Below are 21,717 nucleotides of genomic sequence, written 5' to 3' on the forward strand. Positions count from 1 at the left end.
CGTCTGGTCTATCTGGGCGCGAAACGACGGATGGACAAGCAAGATGACCGATGACCAGCGCAAGGAAACCCATTTCGGCTTTCGCACCGTGGCGGAAGAGGAAAAGGCCGGGCTGGTGCATGGCGTCTTTTCACGCGTGGCCTCGCGCTATGACGTGATGAACGACCTGATGAGCGTGGGCATCCACCGCGTCTGGAAGACCGCGATGATGGACTGGCTCGCCCCGCGCGACGGCCAGCACCTGCTGGATGTGGCGGGCGGGACCGGCGACATCGCCTTCCGCTTCCTCGGGCGCGCCTCGGGCGCGCGCGTCACGGTCTGCGACATGACCGAGTCGATGCTGGTCGAGGGGCGCAAGCGCGCCGAGGCCGGGCGCCTTGCCGACCGGCTCGCCTGGGTCACGGGCGATGCGATGGCGCTGCCTTTCGCCGATGAAAGCTTCGACCGCTATACGATCAGCTTCGGCATTCGCAACGTCACCCGCATCCCCGATGCGCTGGCCGAGGCGCGGCGCGTGCTGAAGCCCGGTGGCCGCCTGATGGTGCTGGAATTCAGCCAGATGCCGGTCCCGATGCTGCAATGGCTCTATGACCGCTACAGCTTCAACGTGATCCCGGCGATGGGGCAGGTCGTCGCCAATGACCGCGACAGCTATCAATATCTAGTCGAATCGATCCGCAACTTTCCCGATCAGGAAAGCTTCGCCACGATGATCCGCCATGCGGGCTTTGGCCGGGTGCAGTATCGCAACATGTCCATGGGGATCGCGGCGCTGCATTCCGGCTGGAAGATCTGATCCATGCGGGGACCACATAATATCTGGCGCCTGATCCGCACCGGCGCCACCTTCGAGCGGACCGGCGCGATGGGCGCTGCGCTCGATGCGATGAACGCACCCGCGCGGATCAGGATGGCGGCGCATGTGCTGGGCTGGCCTTTCGCATGGCTGGGCTACAAGGGCGATCCGGCGCTGCCGCCGGTCACACGCGCGATCACGGCGCTTGGTCCGGCCTATATCAAGTTCGGCCAGATCCTCTCGACCCGCCCGGACGTGGTCGGGCCAGAGCTGGCCGAGCAGCTTTCGATGCTGCAGGACCGCCTGCCGCCCTTCCCGCAGGATCAGGCGCTGCGCATCGTCGAGGATGCGCTGGGGCAGCCGGTCGAGGCGATGTTCAGCGAGTTTTCCGAGCCGGTCGCGGCGGCCTCGATCGCGCAGGTCCACCGGGCGCGGCGGGCCGATAACGGGCGCGAGGTCGCGGTCAAGGTGCTGCGCCCCTCGGTCGAGGCCGGGTTCCGCCGCGACATTGACGCCTTCCATTTCGCCGCCGGGATGATCGAACTGATCTCGCCCGCGACGCGCCGCCTGCGCCCCCGCGATGTCGTGACCCATTTCGAGACCGTGGTGACGGGCGAGCTGGATCTGCGCCGTGAGGCCGCGGCCGCCTCGGAATTTGCCGAGAACACGCGCGAGGACGAGGGCATGAAGGTGCCGCGCCCGCATTGGCATCTGAGCGCGCGGCGCGTCCTGACCAGCGACTGGGCCGAGGGGACGCCGCTTGGCGATGTCGCGGCCCTGCGCGCGGCCGGGCACGATCTACCGGCGCTGGCCTCGCGGGTGCTTCAGCTTTTCCTCCAGCACGCGCTGCGCGACGGCTTCTTCCATGCCGACATGCATCAGGGCAACCTGAAGGTCGGGGCGGATGGCGATATCGTCATGTATGATTTCGGCATCATGGGCGAGATCGACGAATATACCCGCCGCGTCTATGCCGAGATCCTGATGGGCTTCATCCGCCGCGACTACATGCGGGTGGCGCGCGTCCATTTCGAGGCGGGCTATGTCCCCGCCGACCGCGACATGACCGAATTTGCCCGCGCGCTTCGTGCGGTGGGCGAACCGATCTTTGGCGCGGATGCCAGCCGCATCTCGATGGCAAACCTGCTGGCCTATCTTTTCGAGGTGACCGAGCGTTTCGGGATGCGCACCCGGACCGAGCTGATCCTGCTGCAACGCACCATGGTCGTGGTCGAGGGGGTGTCCCGCTCGCTCGATCCGCAGATGAATATGTGGGAAGTCGCGCGGCCGGTGGTCGAAAGCTATATCCGCGACAATCTCGGCCCCAAGGCGGCGATGCGCGATCTTGCGCGGTCGGTGCAGGTGGTCAGCCGCTTTGCCCCGCTACTGCCCGAGTTTCTGGAGCGCCGGATGCCGCAGATGCTGCGCGAGAACGGGCAGCATCCCGACGACCGCCCGCGCCCGTCGGGCTATCTGCGCGGCATGGCGGTGGGGGCGGTGGTCGCGCTGGCCTCGGTCCTCGTTGGGGCATGGCTCGGCTGATCTGCGCCTCGGGGCTTGAGCGTGGCGCGGCTTTGCCCTAACGGTCGGGCCATGCGCATTCTTTATCTTGGAGACGTGATGGGCCGGGCCGGTCGTCGCGTCATCGCCGAAGGGCTCCAGCCGCTCAAGGAACGGCTGGGGGTGGATTTCACCATCGTCAATGGCGAGAACGCCTCGGGCGGCATGGGCCTGACCGGGGCGCATGCCAAGCTGATCCTCGATGCCGGGGCCGATTGCATCACGCTGGGCGACCATGCCTTCGACCAGAAGGAGATGCTGTCTTATATCGAGACCGAGCCGCGCATCATCCGCCCGCTGAACTTCTCGAAGGTCGCGCCGGGTCGCGGCGCGCGGGTCTATGAGGCGACGCGGGGCCGCAAGATCCTTGTCGCGCAGGTGCTGGGGCAGGTCTTCATGAAGCGGCCCTTCGACGATCCCTTCTCGGCCATCGACACGGTGCTGAAAACTCATCCGCTGGGCGGGCTTGTGCAGGCGACGGTGGTTGACATCCATGCCGAGGCCACCAGCGAGAAGATGGCGATCGGCCATTGGTGCGATGGCCGCGCGAGCCTCGTCGTCGGCACCCATACCCACGTCCCGACCGCCGATACCATGATCCTGCCGCGCGGCACCGGCTATCAGTCCGATGCCGGGATGTGCGGCGATTATGACAGCATCATCGGCATGGAGAAGACCGAGCCGCTGCGCCGCTTCCTGACCGGCATGGCCTCTGAGCGATTCACACCGGCTGAGGGCGAGGCCACGATCTGCGGCGTCCTCGTCACCACCGACGACCGCAGCGGCAAGGCCGTCGCGATCGAACCCGTCCGTCAGGGCGGTTGCCTCAGCCAGACGCAGCTTCCCGCCTGACCGGGGGCTGCCGCCTGCGCTTTCGCTTGCGGCGGCGGAGAAAAAGATTCTAAAACCCATCGAAAGGGCCGTGATTAACGGCGCATGGGACAGGATCTGGATGCTGGGATTCCAACTGACCGGAAACAACGCGGCGATCGCGATGCTGATCATCGTCGCCATCACCTTCGTGCAGTTCATTCGCGAGAAGCATCCGCCCGAGGTCGTGGCGATCGGCTCTGCCGCGACCATGATGCTTCTGGGTCTGCTGCCGGTGAAGGACGCGGCGGGCGTCCTGTCGAACGCGGCGCCCTGGACCATCGCCTTCATGTTCCTGATCATGGGTGGCCTGCTGCGCACCGGCGCGCTGGAGATGATGTCGCGGCTGGTCTCCTCCCGCGCCAGCACGCAGCCGATCCTGACGGTCTGTGCGCTTTTCGGTTTCGTCATCCTCGCCTCGGCGATCATGAACAATACGCCCGTGGTCGCGGTGATGATCCCGATCGTGATCCAGCTTGCGCTGAGGATCGGGATCTCGCCCTCCAAGCTTTTGATGCCGCTCAGCTATTTCACCATCATGGGCGGTATGCTGTCGCTGATCGGGACTTCGACCAACCTGCTTGTCGATGGCGTCGCGCGCGAGGCGGGGCTGGCGCATTTCACCATTTTCGAGATCGCGCCGGTCGGTGCCGCCGTGACCATTGCGGGCATCATCTATTTCGCGCTGATCGGGCGCAAGCTGCTGCCCGACCGCACCTCGCTGGCGGGGTTTCTGGGCACCCGGCGCGAGATGAAATATTTCACCGAAGTGGCGATCCCCGAGGATTCGACCCTGCTGGGCCAGAACGTCACCGAAGTGCCGCTGTTCAAGCGCGACGCCGTGCGGCTTGTTGACGTGCTGCGGGGCGATGCCTCGCTGCGCCGCAACCTGGCCGAGGTGGTGCTGGAGGCGGGCGACCGCGTCGTTCTGCGCACCGAGATGGCCGACCTGCTGGAGATGCAGGGCAACAAGAACCTCCAGATGGTCGACAAGCTGAGTTCCGTCGCCACCGAGACGGTCGAGGTGCTGATCTCGCCCGGCGCGCGGCTGATCGGGCGCAAGCTGGGGGACATGCGCCTGCGCCGGCGCTATGGCGTCTATGTGCTGGCCGCCCATCGCCGCAGCCAGAATATCGGCCGCCAGCTTGACGATCTGGTCGTGCGCGTGGGCGATACGCTGCTGCTGGAAGGCGCGCCCGAGGATATTGCCCGCCTCGCTTCGGACATGGAACTGGTCGATGTCTCGCGCCCGGCCGCGCGGGCCTATCGGCGCGAGCGTGCGCCCATCGCGATCCTCTGCCTGCTTGCCGTGGTGATCCTCGCCTCGCTCGACGTGGCGCCGATCCTTGCGCTTTCCTTCATCGCGGCGGCGGTCATTCTGGTGACACGCTGCGTCGATGCCGAGGAGGCGTTCTCATTCGTCGATGGCCGATTGCTGGCGATGATCTTCGCCATGCTCGCCGTGGGCGAGGCGCTGGAATATACCGGCACCGTCAACCTGATCGTCGATACGGTCGCGCCCTATCTGGCGGGATTGCCGCCCTTCGTCACGCTGGTCAGCGTCTATTTCCTCGGCCTGATCATGACCGAGATCCTGTCGAACAATGCCGTCGCGGTCCTGCTGACCCCCATCGCGATCGCGCTGGCAAAGTCGCTGGGCCATGATCCGCGCGCCTATGTCGTGGCGGTCATGTTCTCGGCCACCGTCGCCTTCGCGACGCCGATCGGCTACCAGACGCATATGATGGTCTATGGCCCCGGCGGCTATAAGTTCAGCGATTTCATCAAGGTGGGCGTGCCGCTGGACATCATCACCGGCATCGTCGCCTGCCTGACCATTCCGCTGTTCTGGCCGCTCTGAGCGGTTCAGCTGCGGGGGAAGCCCGACCGCACCGCCGTCTCGGCCTTGGCCGAAAGGGTCTTGCGGCTCTCTCCCGCGACGGGGATCGGCGGATGGAGGCGCACCGTAACGGTTCCCTGACGCGGCTGCGCCAGCACGGCCAGCAGATGCGTGCCCAGCGACATGGCGGCGAACCAGCCGTAGAAGCGCGGATCACGACCCTCGGGCGCGCGGTAAACGGCGGTCATCGGCTGGATTGCCAGATCCGCGGGCAGGGCAGGGTCAAGGAAGCCCTGGAACAATGTCGGCTTGAAGGGCAGCACCCTTTGGCCATCCGTGCTGGTGCCCTCGGGGAAGAACAAGAGCCTATGCCCGGCCCGCGTCCGCATGGCAAATTCCTCGGCCTGCTGGCGGGCAAGCCGCGGGTCGCGGGTCACGAAATGCGTATTGGTCACGCGGGTCAGGATATTGATGCCCGGCCAGCCCGCCACCTCGGCCTTGGAGACGAAGAACACCGGCATGGCCGCGTTCAGGGCCAGAATGTCCAGCCAGCCCGAATGGTTCGCCACGATCGCGCCGGGGCCGCGCATCGGGCTGCCCTCGCGCTGCCAGCGGATCCCCATGATCCACAGGCAGAGACGGCAGACCCCCTGCACCCAGGGGCCGGTCAGGGGCCGGCGCGGGCCGGTGAAATATCTTTCGGTCAGGCGCAGCGGCATGATGAGGATCACCCCCATCATCAGGACCGAGACGATGCCGAAGCCGCGCGTGCCGACAAGGAACCAGCCCAGAAGGCCCGGACGCGGAACGCTCGGGATCGGTTCGTCGCCATACCAGGCCGGGCTGCGGGTCGCTCCCGAGGGCGCGTCGGTGGTCTCGCTCATTGGGCCTGCCAGCGTGTCTCGTAGAATTTGCGGTGCTTCTCCGACATCGCGGCGGTATCGACGAGGAGGAACACATCGGTGGTGTTGAATTCGCGGTCGAGGAACGCGCCTTCCCCGATCGAGCCGCCAATCCGCAGATAGGCCTTGATCAGCGGCGGCATCGAGGTCATCGCCGCGCGCCGGTCCAGATCCTCGGGCGGCACCAGATCCATGCGCTGGAACCCGCCCTGATGCGCCAGCGGGCGGATCTGCGGCAAGGCGAGGTGATGGTGATGCAGCCATGAGAGCGGCTGGGCCAGCGCCTCGGCATCGGTGCCGTGGAACGAGGCGACGCCGAACAGAAGCTCGATCCCGCGATCCAGCACATATTCCGCAAGCGCGTTCCACAGCAGGAACATGCCCGAGCCGCCGCGAAGATCGGCGTCCACGCAGGACCGCCCCAGCTCCAGCAACGAGCGGCCCGAATTGCGCAGCGGCGCGAGGTCATATTCGGAATCGCAATAGAAGCGCCCGAAAGTCTCGGCCCGGTCGCCCGGCAGCAGGCGATAGGCGCCCACCACATGGTCCAGATTGGCGGCCGAGCGGCGGCGGTCCACGAGGATCAGATGATCGACAATGGGGTCGAATTCGTCCCGCTCAAGCCTCTGGTGGTGATCGACCAGCGATCCCTCGGCCCCCAGTTCTTCGACGAAGACCCGATACCTCAGGCGTTGTGCCGCCAGCAGGTCCGCCTCGTCAGTGGCGAGCCGCGTTTCGAAATACGAGCTCTCTGGCGTCATCTTTGGGCGTCGAACCTGTCATCATCATTGCGCAACCGTGTCTAGGCGTGTCCCGGTCTTATTGCAACATGCCGCTGGCGCACAGATATGTGGGCGCCCGGAGGCAGTTGACTCGCGCATAGGTTGTATTAGCTTGTCGTTGCAGGGGCTCAGCCCCCTTCCACCACCAGTTCCAGGCTGACATGGCGACCATCCACCACCTGCTTGCCGGCATTGGCAAAATTCACCGTGATGCGGTCGCCGATCCGCGACTGGACCTGTCCGATGCCCCATTCCGGCGCGTTCGGGTGACGAACCAGCATTCCGGGTTCAAGGATCTCGTTCACTCGCGCATTCTCCCAGCATTACCGAGCAAGGCTAGACCTCAATGGACGACGTGACAATCAACCTCAAGCCGGCATCGCCATTCCCGGTCCTGCCCGAAAAGGCGGCGAGCCTCGTCAGCTCGCGCCTCTGCCATGACCTGATCTCGCCCCTGGGCGCGATTGGCAACGGGTTGGAGCTGCTGCTCATGTCGGGCGATTATCCGGGGCTGGCGAAAAGCCCGGAATATTCGCTGATCGCCGACAGCGTCGAGGCGGCGCGGGCGCGCATCCGCTGGTTCCGCATGGCCTTCGGACATGCCGCAGCCGAGCAGAGGACGGGGTTGAACGAGCTTGCGGGGCTGCTCTCGGACCTCGAGAAATCCGGGCGCATCCGGGTTCGGCTGGAGGCCGAGGGCGATCTACCCCGCAGCGAGGCGCGGCTGATCCTGCTCGGCCTCATGTGCCTTGAGACCGCGCTGCCCTGGGGCGGCGGCATCCTGGTCTGCCGCGGCGCGGTCGGCTGGCGGCTGGTGGCAGAGGCGGTGCGGACCAAGGCCGACCCGGCGCTCTGGTCCTGGCTCGGGGCCGAGCCGGGGCGGGATCTGCCCGAGGCGCAGCCCTCCGAGATCCATTTCCCGCTTCTCGCGGCCTTTGCCGCACAGGCGGGGCGCGGCCTGACATGGGAGCTGGACGAGCGGGGCGGCGAGATCGCCTTCTAGTCCGAAAGCCCGGCCAGGGCGCGCCCGATGCGCCGCGCCCATGAGGGTGGGGCATCGGGAAATTCGTCCAGCAACTGGCTCAGCGCCCGGCTGCCCGCCTCGCTGTCATGCGAGAGAAGAGCGAGGCCCGCCTCCAGCCGCAATTGCGGTGCGGCCCCTTCTGCAAGGGCGCGCAATTCAGCCCCGGCCCGCGCGCCATGCCGCAAGAGCCCGGCGCTGGCGAGGCTGAGGCGATAGCGCGCTGAGGTCTTGCGCGCCTCGCGATGCAGGCGGCGGATGCGGCGGGCGTCGAGCCGGTCCTCGACCAGCATGGTCGAGATGGCGCCGATCCGGCCCGCCTCGGCGATGGTCCCGGTCGCGGGATGGCCGCCATGGGGCAGGGCGACCGGCACCAGATGCGGAAACGCGGCCATGATGTTTCGCGCGTGCAGCCGATCGGCGACGATGGCGGGATCAAAGATCAGCGCGCCCCGGATCCCAGTATCGCCCCATTCCTCGGGTCGCGGCATGGCACGCCCCATGCGCCGGAATTTCCCGTGTCGTCCGGGGTCATAGGGCGCGACCGCAGGGTCGATGCAATATTGCGGCGAGACGGCGAGGATGCGCCGGACGCGCGCTGCCCGCGAATAGAGAAGCGCGCCATAGCCCCCCATCGAGAAGCCCGAGGCGACGACCTCGTCATAGCCCGCCGTCGCGGCGTCGAGGCTGGCCGCCAGCGCCGCACTGGCATCCGAAAGAAACCAGTCCCGGCGCGAGGTCTGGACGGTCAGCGCGTCGATGCCCAGCCGCTCGGCAAAGCGCGGGCAGGTGGTCTTGTCGAAACCGTCCATGCGATCGCGCCCGGGTTCGAAGCAGACGACAGCCCGGTCGCTGCCGCCGGGCGCACGAAACAGCGTGACCCGGTGGCGGGGATCATCCAGCAGCCGTTCCGCCCGCCTCGACGGGGCGGGATCATGGGCGGATGGTGCCGTCACCGGTGACCAGATACTTGAAGCTCGTCAGTTGCTCGGCGCCGACCGGGCCGCGGGCATGCATCTTGCCGGTCGCGATGCCGATCTCGGCGCCCATGCCGAACTCTCCGCCATCGGCGAACTGGGTCGAGGCGTTGCGCATCAGGATCGCGCTGTCGAGGCGCTTGAAGAAGCGGTCGGCGGCGGCATCGCTTTCGGTCAGGATGGATTCCGTATGGCCCGAGCCGTGGCGGCGGATATGGTCGATCGCCCCGTCCACGCCATCGACCAGCCGAACGGCGATGATCTTGTCGAGGAACTCCTGCCCGAAATCGCCGGGCTCGGCGGCCACGGTGCCGGGAATGGCGGCAAGCTCGCCCTCGGCCCGGACCTCGACGCCCGCATCAAGCAGGTCCTGGATCAGGACCGGCCCATGCTTGGCATGGAAGGCGCGGTCGATCAGCAGGCATTCGGCAGCGCCGCAGATGCCGGTGCGCCGGGTCTTGGCATTGACCACCACGCGCCGCGCTTTATCAAGATCGGCATCGCCATCGGCATAGACATGGCAGATCCCTTCCAGATGGGCAAAGACCGGGACGCGGGCTTCCTTCTGGACAAGGCCGACAAGGCCCTTGCCGCCGCGCGGCACGATCACGTCGATCAGGCCTTGCGCGCGCAGCATCGCGGCCACGGCCTCGCGGTCGCGGGTCGGGACAAGCTGGATCGCGGCCTCGGGCAGGCCGGCCTGCAGAACCCCGGTCACGAGGGCGCGATGGATCGCCGCCGCGCTGTTCAGGCTTTCCGAGCCGCCACGCAGGATGACCGCATTCCCCGACTTGAGGGCAAGCGCCGCCGCGTCGGCCGTCACGTTGGGCCGGCTTTCATAGATGACACCGATGACACCCAGAGGGGTTGCCACGCGCCGAATGTGCAGCCCGTTCGGACGGTCCCATTCCGCCAGAACCCGACCCACGGGATCGGGTTGGGCTGCGACAGCGCGCAACCCCTCGGCCATGGCGCGAATGCGCGGACCATCGAGGCGCAGACGGTCGAGCATCGCCGGGCCGAGGCCCTTTTCCGCAGCAAACTGCATGTCCAGGTTGTTGGCGTCGAAAATCTCGTCCTCGGCCTTCAGGATCGCGTCGGCGGCACCGATCAGCGCGGCATGCTTGCGCTCGGCCGAAGCCTCGGCCAGCACGGTCGCGGCATCTCGCGCCCGTTCGCCCAGTTCGGCGATCAGAGCATCGGCGTCGGAACAGGTCAGGTCTTTCATGGCGGCATTCCCTTGCATGGGCCCGAGACATAGGCCCGCAGGCAGCGAAAAACCAGTGGAAAGGGGAAGGTGCAGGATTCTGTTGCCAGGCTCCTGCGGGCCCCGCCTTACGCTGCTAGGCGCAAGGGCTTAAGTTTCGGTACTCGAACTGCTTAAGCAGCCAGAGCCACCGGAGCACGGTTGTCGTTGGCAACTGTACAATTTGCACCGATATCGGTGGTAGCTCACCGAGACAAAGCAAACAGCTTTAGACGTTCGTCGATCCTGTTTCGACCCCATTCGCCCCCAACGAGGGATGTTTGGTGGAGTCGCCGGGTACCGCCCCCGGGTCCGATCCGCTTATTACCTGCGCGTTTATGTCCATAGTCCGGGCGAACCCGGACCAGACGAATATAGGTGGAGGGTCGCACAAGTGCAAGGGAGGGGAGCGCCGCTCCCCTCTTGTCCCGCTTCGCGGGCCAATTCACCCCTCGGGGTATTTCTCAACGGTGAAACGGGTCGCAGATTGCGATGTTTCACCGTTTTCCAAATACCCATGCCAAGCTCGCAACGCGCGATTCGCCCGGGGATCGATGCGGGATCAGAAGCCGGCCTTGATCTTCTCGAACTCGGCGAGCTGCTTTTCGCGCTGTGCGGGATCGTTCGGGGTCTGGGCGAGGATCGGGGCGTCAACCTCGCTCAGGCCCTCCTTTACCGCGGGCTCGTCCTTGATCGTCTCCATGGCGACGGTCGAGGTATGGCCGTAGCCGATCGTGTCCAGAAGGCCCTTGGCCGCCGGCGGGGCGAGCCAGGCATTGATGAAGTCATAGGCCTTGTCTTCGCTGCCCGGTCCGTTTTTCAGGTTGATGAAGCCGCAGAAGAAGGTCGAGGAGCCTTCCTTCGGTGCGCGCTGGAAGCCGACGGGGAAGCCCTCGTTCTGCAAGAGCACGACGCCGTCATTCCAGGACCAGGCGACATCGACCGCGCCCGAGGCCATCAGCTGCGCCTGCTCGGACGGGTCGGCCCAGTATGCGGCGACGTTCTGATGCGCCTTGCGCAACCAGTCGGCGGCGGCGGCGAACTGTTCATCGGTCACCTTGGTCCAGTCGGTCACGCCGGTCGCGAGATAGGCCAGCGCCCAGACGTCATCGGCCGAATCCGGCAGGGAGGTGCGGCCCTGGTATTTCGGGTTGATGAAGACATCGAGGCTGGCCACGTCCTCGGCCGGGACGTTCTCGGAGTTATAGGCGATGGCGGTCGCGCCCCAGTCGGTCGGAATATACCAGACGCCGGAATCGTCCTTGAAGATCGGCGAAGCAAGGAACTTCGGGTCAAGCGTCTCGAAAGCCGGGATCTTCGAGACGTCCCAGGGCTCGATCAGGCCGGCGTCGCGATATTTGGAGACCATCTGCGAACAGGGATGGGCGACGTCGGCTTTGAAGCCCGAAGCGAGCTTCTGATAGGCTTCGTCATCGTCGCCATAGAAGGCGAAGGTCGGGCTGTCGCCGTTCTTGTCGATATAGCCCTGGAAGATCGAGGGTTCCTCGAACCCGGCCCAGTCGAAGACCGTCAGCTGGGGATCGGCGGCATGGGCGGGCAGGGCAAACGCCGCGCCCGACAGGATGAGCGCGAGGGCGGAGGAGCGCAGAAGTTTCATCTGGGACCTTGTGAGCTGTGCGTGGCAGATGCCCGAACGCTAGCGGCCACAACCCTGCCTCGCAAGCATTCGCTGCGCCCTGCGCGGTCAGGGTCTGGGATCGCGCCGGAAAATGCGGCGCGACCCTCGACTGCTGTGGAATGGTGCGGGGCCGATCAGTCGGGGCGGATGATCTCGGGGCCGCCGACGATCAGGGGATCGGGCCGGCCGATCAGGGCGTCGTCACGTCCGGCGAAGTCGACGGCGCGCAGGATGGTCTGGATCGCCGCGATCCGGGCGCGGCGCTTGTCATCCGAGCGGATCACCGTCCAGGGCGCGACCTGGGTATGGCTGCGGTTCAGCGTGTCCTTGATCGCCGCGGTGTAATCGTCCCATTTCTTCAGCCCGTCCACGTCGATCGCGCTGAGCTTCCATTGCTTCAGCGGATCCTGTTCGCGGTCGAGGAACCTCTTGAGTTGTTCGGCCCGCCCGACGTTCAGCCAGAGTTTGACGAGGATGATGCCGTCATCGGCGAACATGGCCTCGAATTGGGGGAGCTGGCGGAAGAAGGTTTCCCGCTGCGCCTCAGTCGAGAAGCCGAAGACCCGCTCGACCACGCCGCGATTGTACCAGCTGCGGTCGAAAAGCGCGATCTCGCCGCTGGTCGGCAGCCAGTCGACATAGCGTTGGAAATACCATTGCCCGGCCTCGCGCTCGCTGGGCTTGGGCAGGGCGACGATATAGGCCGAGCGCGGGTTAAGGTTCTCGCGCACGCGTTCGATGGTGCCACCCTTGCCGGCGGCGTCGCGGCCCTCGAAAAGGACGACGACCCGTTTGCCGGTATGGATCACGTCGCGCATCATGCGGACGAGCTGGAGTTGCAGCAGCTCCATATGCTCGTCGTAATCCTTGGGCTTCATTTCCTCGGGATAGGGGTAGCTGTCGCCGAGGATGTCATCCTTGTCCGCCGTCGTGATCGCCTTGCGGATCCCCGGCGGCGCGTCCTTCTCGAGATAGCGGGTGATCGCGCCGACATAGGGCAGGTCGGGTTGCGCCTTGGTCAGCGCCTTGTCGTCGGACTTCTTCGCCACGGCCTAGCCCTTTCCGATACGGTCCATGTCGTAATAGGTGGTCTGGTAGATCTCGTTGATCCAGTTACCGTAAAGCAGATGGGCATGGCTGCGCCAGCGGTTCGTCGGCTGCTGGGCGGGGTCGTCGTCGGGATAGTAGTTCACCGGCACATTGATTGGCTTGCCCGAGGTGACGTCGCGGTCAAACTCGTCCTTGAGCGTGGTGCTGTCATATTCGAAATGGTTGAAGACATAGAGGGCGCGGTGGCCGGCATCCTCGATCAGGCAGGGGCCAACCTGATCCGAGGCGATCAGGGTGCGAAGGCCGGCGATCTCGTCGACCTCGTCCTGGCGCACCTCGGTCCAGCGGCTGACCGGGACCAGCACGTCATCGGAAAAGCCGCGCAGATAGGGGCTGGCGGGGGCGAGGTTCCGATGGCGGAAGCAGCCGAAGGCCTTGCGGTCGAGGATGTGCTTTTCCAGACGGTTGAAATGCCAGGCCATGGCCATGCCGCCCCAGCAGACGCCGAAGGTGGAATGCACATGGCTCTGGGTCCACTCGAAAACCCGCTCCAGCTCGGCCCAATACGTCACCTCGTGGAAGGGAAGGTGTTCGATCGGCGCGCCGGTGATGATCAGGCCGTCGAATTTCTCGCCCGTCTCCTCGACCTCGCAGAAGCGGCGGTAGAAGGATTGCATGTGATCGGCGGCGGTGTTGCGGCTTTCATGGTCGGACATGCGGATCAGCTGGAAGTCGATCTGCAGGGGCGTGGCGCCGATCAGCCGGGCGAACTGGTTCTCGGTCTGGATCTTTTTCGGCATCAGGTTCAGCAGGCCGATCCGCAGGGGCCGGATGTCCTGGGTCGCGGCCCGGCCCGGCGACATGACCATGACGCCTTCGTTCGACAGGATGTCAAAGGCGGGCAGGTCATTTGGCAGGGTAATGGGCATCATGCGTCCTTTCTGTCGATGGCGCGTCCGATCAGACCGATCAGGTCCTCGGGCGAGCCGACTTCGGCGACTTCCTCGGCCAGCAGCGTCACGCCGCGCCGCGCCATGGCCTCATACCGGGGCTGGCGATGGGCGAGGGCGCGGGCATAGGTCCAGCGGATGAAGTCGTCGGGATTGACCTGATCCTCGCGGAGGCCCTTTTCCACCCGATAGGCGGTCCAGGCGCGGTCGAGGAACTCGGGCTGGTAATACATGGGTTTCGGCGCGCGGTCGAAGCGGCGGACCAGTTCGGCGGTATGGGCGTCGGATCCGCGGATCCAGACCAGCAGCATATCGCGTTCCAGCGCGTCGAGGACCGGGTCCGCATCCGCGAAGGGATCGACCACCTCGCAGACCGAGCCGCCCGAATCGCAGACAAAGTTCGGGATCGCATAGATCTCCTCGGCGCGGCGGATGAAATGGCCGCTGTCGAGAAGCGAGGCGATCTCGGCCATGCGGTGCTGGTCCTGCCGGCGCATGTATTCGTCGAACTCAAGTCCGCCGCGTGTCGGGCTGCCCGGCTTGCCCAGATAGGTCGAGAGGGGCGCGAGGTTCTCGAAGGTGATGTTCGAGGCGATATAGACCGAATCCGACAGCAGCAGTTCGCGCAGGAAGGGAACCTTCATCGCCTCGCGCTTGAAGTTGTCGGCGATCAGCTCGCCCATATAGCGCGTGCCGATGCGGTAATCGACCGAGTAATGGAACCAGTCGCCGGCATTCCTGAGCATGGAGGCGAGATAGGTCTTGCCAAGTCCCGACATGCCGAAGAAGAGCACCCGCCTGCGCGGTGCCGCCAGCCATTCGGCTTTGGTATCGTAGAGCATGGGCCATCCTCTGCCGGGTCCAGCGACAGTTAAGCCCGCGCGCGCCGATAGAAAAGGGGGGGTGCCCCTGCCGGATGGGCGGGTCTCGCCGAAAAGGCGAATCCGCTGTAGCGCGATGAGGCAGATCGCGCTATCATCCCGCCCAGACCCGGAAAACGGGCGCCCGGAAACGGGTTATGGCAGAGGCAGTGACGGCGGTTCATCCATGACCGAAATGGTCTTTGGCACCACACCTGTTCGGGCTGGTGATCCGATTCTCCCACGCTGGTGGCGCACAGTCGATCGGTGGTCCCTTGCATGTGTGCTGGGGCTTTTTTCGATGGGGCTGCTGTTGGGCCTCGCGGCCTCGGTGCCGCTGGCCGAGAAGAACAACCTTCCGCAATTCTACTATGTGACCCGACAGGCGGTGTTCGGCTTTGGCGCGCTGCTGGTGATGCTGGTCATCTCGACTTTCTCGCCGCGCTTCGTGCGCCGGCTTGCGGTCCTTGGATTCGCGCTGGCGCTGGTCGCGATCGTGCTGCTGCCCTTCATCGGCACCGATTTCGGCAAGGGCGCGGTGCGCTGGCTGCGCCTGCCGGGCGGCATGTCGGTGCAACCGTCCGAGTTCCTGAAACCCTGCTTCATCGGCATCTGCGCCTGGTTCATGGCGGCCAGCCAGGAGGTTGGCGGGCCGCCCGGTCGCCTTTACTCGGCCGGGATCGCGGGGCTTGTCGTGGTGCTGCTGGCGTTGCAGCCCGATTTCGGCCAGGCCTCGCTGGTGCTGTTTTCCTGGTGCGTGATGTATTTCATCGCCGGCGCGCCGCTTTATCTGCTGTGCAGCGTCCTTGGCGTCGCGGTGGTCGGGGGAGTCTTCGCCTATGGCGCGTCCGAACACTTTGCCCGCCGCATCGACGGCTTCCTCGCCGCCGAGGTCGATCCTCGCACCCAGCTTGGCTATGCCGCGAACGCGATCCAGGAGGGCGGCTTCTTTGGCGTCGGCGTCGGCGAGGGCTCGGTCAAATGGTCGCTGCCCGATGCGCATACCGATTTCATCATCGCCGTCGCGGCCGAGGAATACGGCCTGATCATGGTGCTGGCGATCATCGTCCTTTACGTCACCATCGTCGTGCGCTCGCTGCTGCGCCTGCGCAACGAGCGTGATCCCTTCGCGCGGATCGCGGGGACCGGGCTTGCCTGCGCCTTCGGGGTGCAGGCGCTGATCAACATGGGCGTCGCCGTGCGGCTTCTGCCCGCCAAGGGGATGACGCTGCCTTTCGTCAGCTATGGCGGCTCCTCGGTCATCGCCTCGGGGATCGCGGCGGGGATGCTCCTCGCGCTGACCCGGTCGCGGCCGCAGGGGCGGATCTCGGACGTCCTCGGGCGGGGGCGGACATGACCGTGAAGATCCCCTATTGCCTGATCGCTGCCGGTGGCACCGGCGGGCACATGTTCCCGGCGCAGTCGCTGGCCGAGGAATTGCTGGACCGCGGCTGGCGCGTCACCCTCTCGACGGATGAGCGCGGCGCCCGCTATTCCGGCGGCTTTCCCCATGCCGTCACGCGCGAGGTCGTGAACTCCGCCACACCGGCCCGGGGTGGGATCGGCGCGAAACTGATCTCGCCCTTTCGGATCGGCAGCGGCGTGCTGGCGGCGATGCGCGCGCTGAAGGCCGACCGGCCCGCCGTCGTGGTGGGCTTCGGCGGCTATCCGACCATTCCGGCGCTGGCCGCCGCGCTGACCCTGCGCATCCCGCGCATGATCCATGAACAGAATGCAGTGATGGGGCGCGTGAACGCGGCCTTTGCCCGGCATGTCAACAAGATCGCCTGCGGCACCTGGCCCGCCGAACTGCCGCAGGGGGTCGAGGGCATCCATATCGGCAATCCCGTGCGTCAGGCCGTGCGCGACCGCGCCGGCACGCCCTATCAGCCGCCGGGCGAGGGGGCGTTGAACATCCTTGTGATCGGCGGCAGCCAAGGCGCGCGCGTCCTGTCGGACATGGTGCCCGCCGCCGTCGCGGGCCTGCCCGAGGAAGTCCGCGCGCGGCTGCGGGTCAGCCATCAGGCGCGGGCCGAGGACGGCAACCGCGTCACCGCCGCCTATCGCGATGCCGGGGTCGAGGCCGATGTGCAGCCCTTCTTCGAGGACGTTCCGCGCCGCCTTGCCGAGAGCCAGCTGGTCGTCAGCCGGGCCGGCGCATCCTCGATTGCGGACATCACCGTGATCGGGCGTCCCTCCATCCTCGTGCCCTTCGCGGCGGCCAGCGGCGACCACCAGACCGCCAATGCGCGCGCCCTTGCGGAATCGGGCGCGGCCATGCTTCTTCCCGAATCCGTGCTTGACGCCGAGAGCCTGAGGCGCGACATGCGTGGGATTCTCTCGGATGGCGCACGCGCCACCTCGATGGCTGCGGCTGCTCTGGCCCTTGGTCGCCCCGATGCGGCGCAGCGACTTGCAGATCTAGTGACGGACCTGACCGCATGAACGCAGCGACCAAACTCCCGGGCGAACTCGGGCCCATCCATTTCGTCGGCATCGGCGGCATCGGCATGTCCGGCATCGCCGAGGTGCTGATGACGCTGGGCTATGCCGTGCAGGGATCGGACGCGAAACGCTCGAAGATCACCGACCGGCTGGAGACGCTGGGCGCGACGATATTCGAGGGCCAGCGCGCCGAGAATATCGGCGAGGCGGGCGTCGTGGTGATCTCGACCGCGATCAAGAAGGGCAACCCCGAGCTTGAGGAGGCGCGCCGTCGCGGCCTTCCCATCGTGCGCCGGGCCGAGATGCTGGCGGAACTGATGCGCCTGCGCTCGAACGTCGCGATTGCGGGGACGCATGGCAAGACCACGACGACGACGATGGTGGCGACGCTGCTGGATGCGGGCGGCTTCGATCCGACCGTGATCAATGGCGGCGTGATCCATGCCTATGGCTCGAACGCGCGCGCCGGCGCCGGTGAATGGATGGTGGTCGAGGCGGATGAGAGCGACGGCAGCTTCAACCGCCTGCCCGCGACCATCGCGATCGTCACGAACATCGACCCCGAGCATATGGAGCATTGGGGCAGTTTCGACGCGCTGAGGAAGGGCTTTCAGGATTTCGTCTCGAACATCCCGTTCTATGGCCTCGCCGTCTGCTGCACCGACCACCCCGAGGTGCAATCGCTGGTCGGCAAGCTGACCGACCGCCGCGTCGTCACCTTCGGCTTCAACGCGCAGGCCGATGTGCGGGCAATGAACCTGACCTATGAAAACGGCGTCGCGCATTTCGACATCGCCCTTCAGGGCGAGGCCGAGCTGAACGAGGGCGAGATCCCGGTGATCGAGGGTTGCACCCTGCCGATGCCGGGGGACCACAACGTCTCGAACGCGCTGGCCGCCGTCGCCGTCGCCCGGCATCTGGGCATGAAACGCGCCCAGATCCGCGAGGCGCTGGCGAAATTCGGCGGCGTCGGCCGTCGCTTCACCCGCGTGGGCGAGGTGAACGGCGTCACCATCATCGACGATTACGGCCATCACCCGGTCGAGATCGCGGCAGTGCTGAAGGCGGCGCGGCAGGCGACCAAGGGCCGCGTCATCGCCGTCCACCAGCCGCATCGCTATACCCGGCTTTCCAGCCTTTTCGACGATTTCTGCACCTGCTTCAACGAGGCGGATGTGGTCGGCATCGCCGAGGTCTATTCCGCGGGCGAAGAGCCGATCCCCGGCGCCTCGCGCGATGATCTGGTCGCGGGGCTGATCGCGCATGGCCACCGCCATGCCCGCGCCGTGATCGACGAGGCCGATCTGGCCCGGCTGGTGCGCGAGCAGGCCCGGCCCGGCGACATGGTCGTCTGCCTTGGTGCGGGCACGATCTCGACCTGGGCCAACAATCTCCCGGAACGACTGCAGGAGAAGGCCGCGTGAGTGAACTGGCGAGCCATCCCGCCACTGCCGCGACTCTTGCGCTGGGGTGGGCTGTCCTTGCCTGCTTGCTGCCCTTCATCCGCCCGACCCTGCGCCATGCGGTGCTCTGGTCGCTGGTTCTGGCCGGCGTGCCGCTGCTGGGCTGGCTGACCTTCCTCTGCGGACCGGGATTCGGCGTGCTGTTCCTGTCGCTCGGGCTTCTGTTGCTGGTCTGGCCGCCCCTTGCGCGGCGTGGCCAGTCGGCCGGATCCTCGCAGCGGGGGATACTCTAGCCCCGGTTTGCGCGCGGCTCCGGTTTGGATTAAGACGGCCGCCGACCGTCATCAGGAGCGCGCCATGACCAGTCTTGCCCGTCCCGTCCCGAGCCTGCCCGAAACGCGCGGCACGCTGACGCCCCAGCGGGCGTTGGCCGATCTGACCTGGCTGCGGGTCGGCGGTCCGGCGGACTGGCTGTTTCAGCCTGCGGACGAGGCCGATCTGACCGGTTTCCTCGCAAGCCTCGATTCCGCGCTGTCCGTTTTCCCGATGGGCGTCGGCTCGAACCTGATCGTGCGCGACGGGGGGATCCGGGGCGTGGTCGTCCGTCTGGGCCGGGGCTTCAACGGCATTTCATGCGCGGGCGAGGTGGTGACGGCGGGTGCCGCGGCGCTCGATGCCCATGTCGCGCGCCGCGCCGCCGATGCCGGGCTGGACCTGACTTTCCTGCGCACCATTCCCGGCAGCATCGGCGGCGCCGTCAGGATGAATGCCGGTTGCTATGGCGCCTATGTCGCCGACCACCTGATCTCGGTCCGGGCGGTGGCGCGCGACGGCAGCCTGCACGAGATTCCGGCCGCCGACCTGCGCCTTGGCTATCGCCATTCCGACCTGCCCGAGGGCTGGGTCGTGATCGAGGCCCGCCTCCGTGCGGATCGCGCCGACCCGGCCGCCCTCCACGCGCGGATGGAGGAGCAGCTTGCCCGCCGCGATGCGAGCCAGCCGACGCGCGACCGCAGCGCCGGCTCGACCTTCCGCAACCCGGCTGGCTTTTCCTCGACCGGGCGGGCGGATGACAGCCACGAGTTGAAGGCATGGAGCCTGATCGACGCGGCCGGTCTGCGCGGCCATCGCCTTGGCGGGGCGCAGATGTCGGAGAAGCATCCGAATTTCCTGCTGAATGCCGAAGGCGCCACCGCCGCGGAACTCGAGGCGCTGGGAGAGTTGGTGCGCCAGCGCGTGCGCGACACCAGCGGCCATGACCTGCAATGGGAAGTCATTCGCATAGGTGAGCCGTAAGCCGCCGGTCCGACTGGAAAAATCGCGCGGAACGCGAAAAGGGCCTTTTGCGAATAGGGATCAGCCGCTATCCTCGCTGCATAAATACCCGGATCAACCGGGGTTATGAGGCAGAAATTGGCGGGCAGGTCGAGCAGGTCGGCCCCGAAAGTCGCAGTTCTCAAGGGCGGACCCTCGGCCGAGCGCGAGGTCTCCCTGTCCTCGGGGCGGGAATGCGCGCAGGCGCTGCGACAGGCGGGCTATGAAGTCATCGAGATCGACGCGGGCAGGGATCTGCCCGAGCGTCTGGCCGAGGCCGCGCCCGATGTCGTGTTCAACGCATTGCATGGCCGCTGGGGCGAGGATGGCTGCGTTCAGGGCATGATGGAGTGGCTGGGCCTGCGCTATACCCATTCGGGCGTGCTGGCCTCTGCCCTCGCGATGGACAAGAACCGCGCCAAGCAGGTCTTCCGCGATGCCGGCCTCCCGGTCGCTGAAAGCCTGATCGCCGATGCGGGCGAGGTTCGCGCGCGCCATGTCATGCCGCCGCCTTATGTCGTCAAGCCGAATGATGAAGGCTCCTCGGTCGGGGTCTATATCGTCCACGATCGGGCGAATGCGCCGCCGCAGCTTTCCGAGCAGATGCCCGCGCGGGTCATGGTCGAAAGCTATGTCGCCGGGCGCGAGCTGACCGTTGCGGTGCTGGGCGACCACGCGCTTGGCGTGACCGAGATCGTGACCTCGGGCTGGTATGACTATGACGCGAAATACAAGCCCGGCGGATCGAAGCATGTGATCCCCGCCGAGATCCCGGCCGAGGTCGATGCCGCCTGCCGCGACTATGCCGTCCGGGCGCATCAGGCGCTTGGGTGCCGCGGGCTCAGCCGCAGCGATTTCCGCTGGGACGACAGCCGTGGCCTCGAAGGACTGATCCTTCTGGAGACGAATACCCAGCCCGGCATGACGCCGACCTCGCTTGCCCCCGAGCAGGCGGCGCATGAGGGGATGGATTTCCCGGCGCTGTGCAGCTGGATCGTCGAGGAGGCGCTATGCAGGGCCTGAATCCCTTTGGCGGTGGTCAGAGCGATGCCTCGCGGCCCGCACCGATCCGGCACGCGCCCTCGCGCCCCGCACCGCCGCAACCCAAGGTGACGGTCCGCCGCGATCCGGCGCCGTCGCGCCTTGCCTACCGGCTGAACCGGATGATGCTGCGCCCGCTGATCCGGCGCTTTGTCCGCATCGGCATCCCCGCCTTTCTGGCCGCGATGGTCGCCGGGATCTGGCTCTCGGACGAGACGCGGCGCGCCAATCTGGCCAGCGGGATCGACGGGATTGTGGACAAGGTCCAGCACCGCGACGCCTTCATGGTCCATTCGATGGAGATCGAGGGCGCGTCCGAGGCGGTGGACAAGGGCCTGCGCGCGATGCTGCCGGTGGACCTGCCCGCCTCGAGCTTCGACATCGACCTCGCCAAGCTGCGCGAGCGGGTGCTGAAGCTCGACGCCGTCGAGTCGGTCCAGTTGCGCATCACGCCCAGCGGCACCCTGTCAGCCGTCGTGACCGAGCGGGTTCCGGTCGTCCTCTGGCGTCATGCGCGCGGGATCGAGTTGCTGGACAAGGCCGGGCATCGCGTCGCCTCGGTGACGGCGCGGGACATTCGCAAGGACTTGCCGATCATCGCGGGCGAGGGCGCGGAACGCGCCGCGCCCGAGGCGATGGCCCTGATCGACGCGGCCGGGCCGATCCTGCCGCAATTGCGGGGCCTCGAACGGGTCGGAGAACGGCGCTGGGACGTCGTTCTGGAGGGCGGCCAGCGCATCAAGCTGCCCGAGGATGGGGCGCTGCGCGCGCTTGAGCGCGTGATGGCGATGGATCAGGCGCAAGAGATGCTCTCGCGCGATATCTCGGTCATCGACATGCGGCAGGAAGACCGCCCGATGGTGCAGATCGGCCTCGACGCGCAGAACGCCATCCGGCGGGCGCGCGGGCAGGGCGAAATCGGCCCCGATGGGCAGCCGATCGCGTCCGAGAGCGGCGCGAGCGACAAGAAGAAGACCGGGACGACAACGGGAACCAGCGTAAAAAAAACCTGACAAGGGTT

Annotated in this window: 21 protein-coding genes and 1 other RNA gene; 12 read left to right on the forward strand and 10 right to left on the reverse strand. The window is 66.5% G+C overall.

What is annotated here, in order from left to right:
* Positions 1 to 43 precede the first annotated feature (43 nt).
* From ubiE to VNQ78_RS10855, 4 genes are all read left to right on the forward strand, one after another.
* On the forward strand, positions 44 to 796 hold the full coding sequence (gene ubiE, locus VNQ78_RS10840; RefSeq protein ID WP_325689539.1) for a bifunctional demethylmenaquinone methyltransferase/2-methoxy-6-polyprenyl-1,4-benzoquinol methylase UbiE: 753 nt from the start codon (positions 44 to 46) through the stop codon (positions 794 to 796).
* 3 nt (positions 797 to 799) lie between these two features.
* Positions 800 to 2,338 (forward strand): 2-polyprenylphenol 6-hydroxylase, encoded by a 1,539-nt coding sequence (gene ubiB, locus VNQ78_RS10845; protein WP_325689541.1) that lies wholly within the window; start codon positions 800 to 802, stop codon positions 2,336 to 2,338.
* A gap of 51 nt (positions 2,339 to 2,389) precedes the next feature.
* Complete coding sequence (locus tag VNQ78_RS10850; RefSeq protein WP_325689543.1) at positions 2,390 to 3,208, forward strand: TIGR00282 family metallophosphoesterase; 819 nt, start codon at positions 2,390 to 2,392, stop codon at positions 3,206 to 3,208.
* A gap of 100 nt (positions 3,209 to 3,308) precedes the next feature.
* Positions 3,309 to 5,087, forward strand: a complete 1,779-nt coding sequence (locus VNQ78_RS10855) for an SLC13 family permease (protein WP_325689545.1) — start codon at positions 3,309 to 3,311, stop codon at positions 5,085 to 5,087.
* Between the two features lie 5 nt (positions 5,088 to 5,092).
* Here VNQ78_RS10855 and VNQ78_RS10860 read toward each other — a convergent pair whose 3' ends face one another.
* The 3 genes from VNQ78_RS10860 to VNQ78_RS10870 all read right to left on the reverse strand — a co-directional run bounded on the left by VNQ78_RS10860 (position 5,093) and on the right by VNQ78_RS10870 (position 7,055).
* Positions 5,093 to 5,950, reverse strand: a complete 858-nt coding sequence (locus VNQ78_RS10860) for a lysophospholipid acyltransferase family protein (RefSeq protein WP_325689547.1) — start codon at positions 5,948 to 5,950, stop codon at positions 5,093 to 5,095.
* Positions 5,947 to 6,729, reverse strand: coding sequence for a GNAT family N-acetyltransferase (locus VNQ78_RS10865; protein WP_325689549.1), 783 nt, complete (start codon positions 6,727 to 6,729; stop codon positions 5,947 to 5,949). Before VNQ78_RS10865 ends, VNQ78_RS10860 begins: the two co-directional genes overlap by 4 nt.
* Positions 6,730 to 6,878: 149 nt before the next feature.
* The gene (locus tag VNQ78_RS10870; protein WP_325689551.1) at positions 6,879 to 7,055 is read right to left on the reverse strand and encodes a DUF3553 domain-containing protein; all 177 of its coding nucleotides are present in this window, start codon (positions 7,053 to 7,055) and stop codon (positions 6,879 to 6,881) included.
* A 41-nt stretch (positions 7,056 to 7,096) separates the two neighbouring features.
* Here VNQ78_RS10870 and VNQ78_RS10875 point away from each other — a divergent pair, with 41 nt between their 5' ends.
* Positions 7,097 to 7,753, forward strand: a complete 657-nt coding sequence (locus VNQ78_RS10875) for a histidine phosphotransferase family protein (protein WP_325689553.1) — start codon at positions 7,097 to 7,099, stop codon at positions 7,751 to 7,753.
* Here the strand turns inward: VNQ78_RS10875 and VNQ78_RS10880 are convergent.
* The 7 genes from VNQ78_RS10880 to VNQ78_RS10910 form a co-directional block, all read right to left on the reverse strand.
* Positions 7,750 to 8,727, reverse strand: a complete 978-nt coding sequence (locus VNQ78_RS10880) for an alpha/beta hydrolase (protein WP_325689555.1) — start codon at positions 8,725 to 8,727, stop codon at positions 7,750 to 7,752. The genes VNQ78_RS10875 and VNQ78_RS10880 overlap by 4 nt on opposite strands.
* Positions 8,705 to 9,976 (reverse strand): glutamate-5-semialdehyde dehydrogenase, encoded by a 1,272-nt coding sequence (locus tag VNQ78_RS10885; RefSeq protein ID WP_325689557.1) that lies wholly within the window; start codon positions 9,974 to 9,976, stop codon positions 8,705 to 8,707. Before VNQ78_RS10885 ends, VNQ78_RS10880 begins: the two co-directional genes overlap by 23 nt.
* A 68-nt stretch (positions 9,977 to 10,044) precedes the next feature.
* Positions 10,045 to 10,398: a transfer-messenger RNA gene (ssrA, locus tag VNQ78_RS10890) on the reverse strand.
* 158 nt (positions 10,399 to 10,556) lie between these two features.
* Positions 10,557 to 11,612, reverse strand: coding sequence for an ABC transporter substrate-binding protein (locus VNQ78_RS10895; RefSeq protein ID WP_325689558.1), 1,056 nt, complete (start codon positions 11,610 to 11,612; stop codon positions 10,557 to 10,559).
* 155 nt (positions 11,613 to 11,767) lie between these two features.
* Positions 11,768 to 12,682, reverse strand: coding sequence for a polyphosphate kinase 2 (gene ppk2, locus VNQ78_RS10900; RefSeq protein WP_325689560.1), 915 nt, complete (start codon positions 12,680 to 12,682; stop codon positions 11,768 to 11,770).
* A gap of 3 nt (positions 12,683 to 12,685) precedes the next feature.
* Positions 12,686 to 13,612, reverse strand: coding sequence for a homoserine O-succinyltransferase (locus tag VNQ78_RS10905; RefSeq protein WP_325689562.1), 927 nt, complete (start codon positions 13,610 to 13,612; stop codon positions 12,686 to 12,688).
* Positions 13,612 to 14,475 carry an ATPase gene (locus VNQ78_RS10910; RefSeq protein WP_325689564.1) on the reverse strand — a complete coding sequence of 288 codons (864 nt, stop codon included), beginning with the start codon at positions 14,473 to 14,475 and terminating at the stop codon, positions 13,612 to 13,614. The genes VNQ78_RS10905 and VNQ78_RS10910 overlap by 1 nt, the downstream gene beginning before the upstream one ends.
* Before the next feature lie 205 nt (positions 14,476 to 14,680).
* Between VNQ78_RS10910 and VNQ78_RS10915 the strand changes: the two genes are divergently transcribed.
* The 7 genes from VNQ78_RS10915 (at position 14,681) to VNQ78_RS10945 (ending at position 21,709) form a co-directional block, all read left to right on the forward strand.
* Entirely contained in the window at positions 14,681 to 15,850 is a 1,170-nt protein-coding gene (locus VNQ78_RS10915; protein WP_325689567.1) for a putative peptidoglycan glycosyltransferase FtsW, read from the forward strand.
* On the forward strand, positions 15,847 to 16,938 hold the full coding sequence (murG, locus tag VNQ78_RS10920) for an undecaprenyldiphospho-muramoylpentapeptide beta-N-acetylglucosaminyltransferase (protein WP_325689569.1): 1,092 nt from the start codon (positions 15,847 to 15,849) through the stop codon (positions 16,936 to 16,938). Before VNQ78_RS10915 ends, murG begins: the two co-directional genes overlap by 4 nt.
* The gene (gene murC, locus VNQ78_RS10925; RefSeq protein WP_325689571.1) at positions 16,935 to 18,362 is read left to right on the forward strand and encodes a UDP-N-acetylmuramate--L-alanine ligase; all 1,428 of its coding nucleotides are present in this window, start codon (positions 16,935 to 16,937) and stop codon (positions 18,360 to 18,362) included. Before murG ends, murC begins: the two co-directional genes overlap by 4 nt.
* Positions 18,359 to 18,634 (forward strand): DUF2484 family protein, encoded by a 276-nt coding sequence (locus VNQ78_RS10930; RefSeq protein ID WP_325689573.1) that lies wholly within the window; start codon positions 18,359 to 18,361, stop codon positions 18,632 to 18,634. The genes murC and VNQ78_RS10930 overlap by 4 nt, the downstream gene beginning before the upstream one ends.
* 64 nt (positions 18,635 to 18,698) lie before the next feature.
* Complete coding sequence (gene murB, locus VNQ78_RS10935) at positions 18,699 to 19,637, forward strand: UDP-N-acetylmuramate dehydrogenase (RefSeq protein WP_325689575.1); 939 nt, start codon at positions 18,699 to 18,701, stop codon at positions 19,635 to 19,637.
* A gap of 117 nt (positions 19,638 to 19,754) precedes the next feature.
* Positions 19,755 to 20,678 carry a D-alanine--D-alanine ligase gene (locus tag VNQ78_RS10940; RefSeq protein ID WP_325689598.1) on the forward strand — a complete coding sequence of 308 codons (924 nt, stop codon included), beginning with the start codon at positions 19,755 to 19,757 and terminating at the stop codon, positions 20,676 to 20,678.
* A complete protein-coding gene (locus VNQ78_RS10945; protein WP_325689577.1) occupies positions 20,666 to 21,709 on the forward strand; it encodes a cell division protein FtsQ/DivIB in 1,044 nt (347 codons plus the stop codon). The genes VNQ78_RS10940 and VNQ78_RS10945 overlap by 13 nt, the downstream gene beginning before the upstream one ends.
* Positions 21,710 to 21,717: the final 8 nt, after the last annotated feature.

Source organism: Paracoccus sp. (in: a-proteobacteria) (assembly GCF_035556475.1).
Classification (GTDB): Bacteria; Pseudomonadota; Alphaproteobacteria; order Rhodobacterales; family Rhodobacteraceae; genus Paracoccus.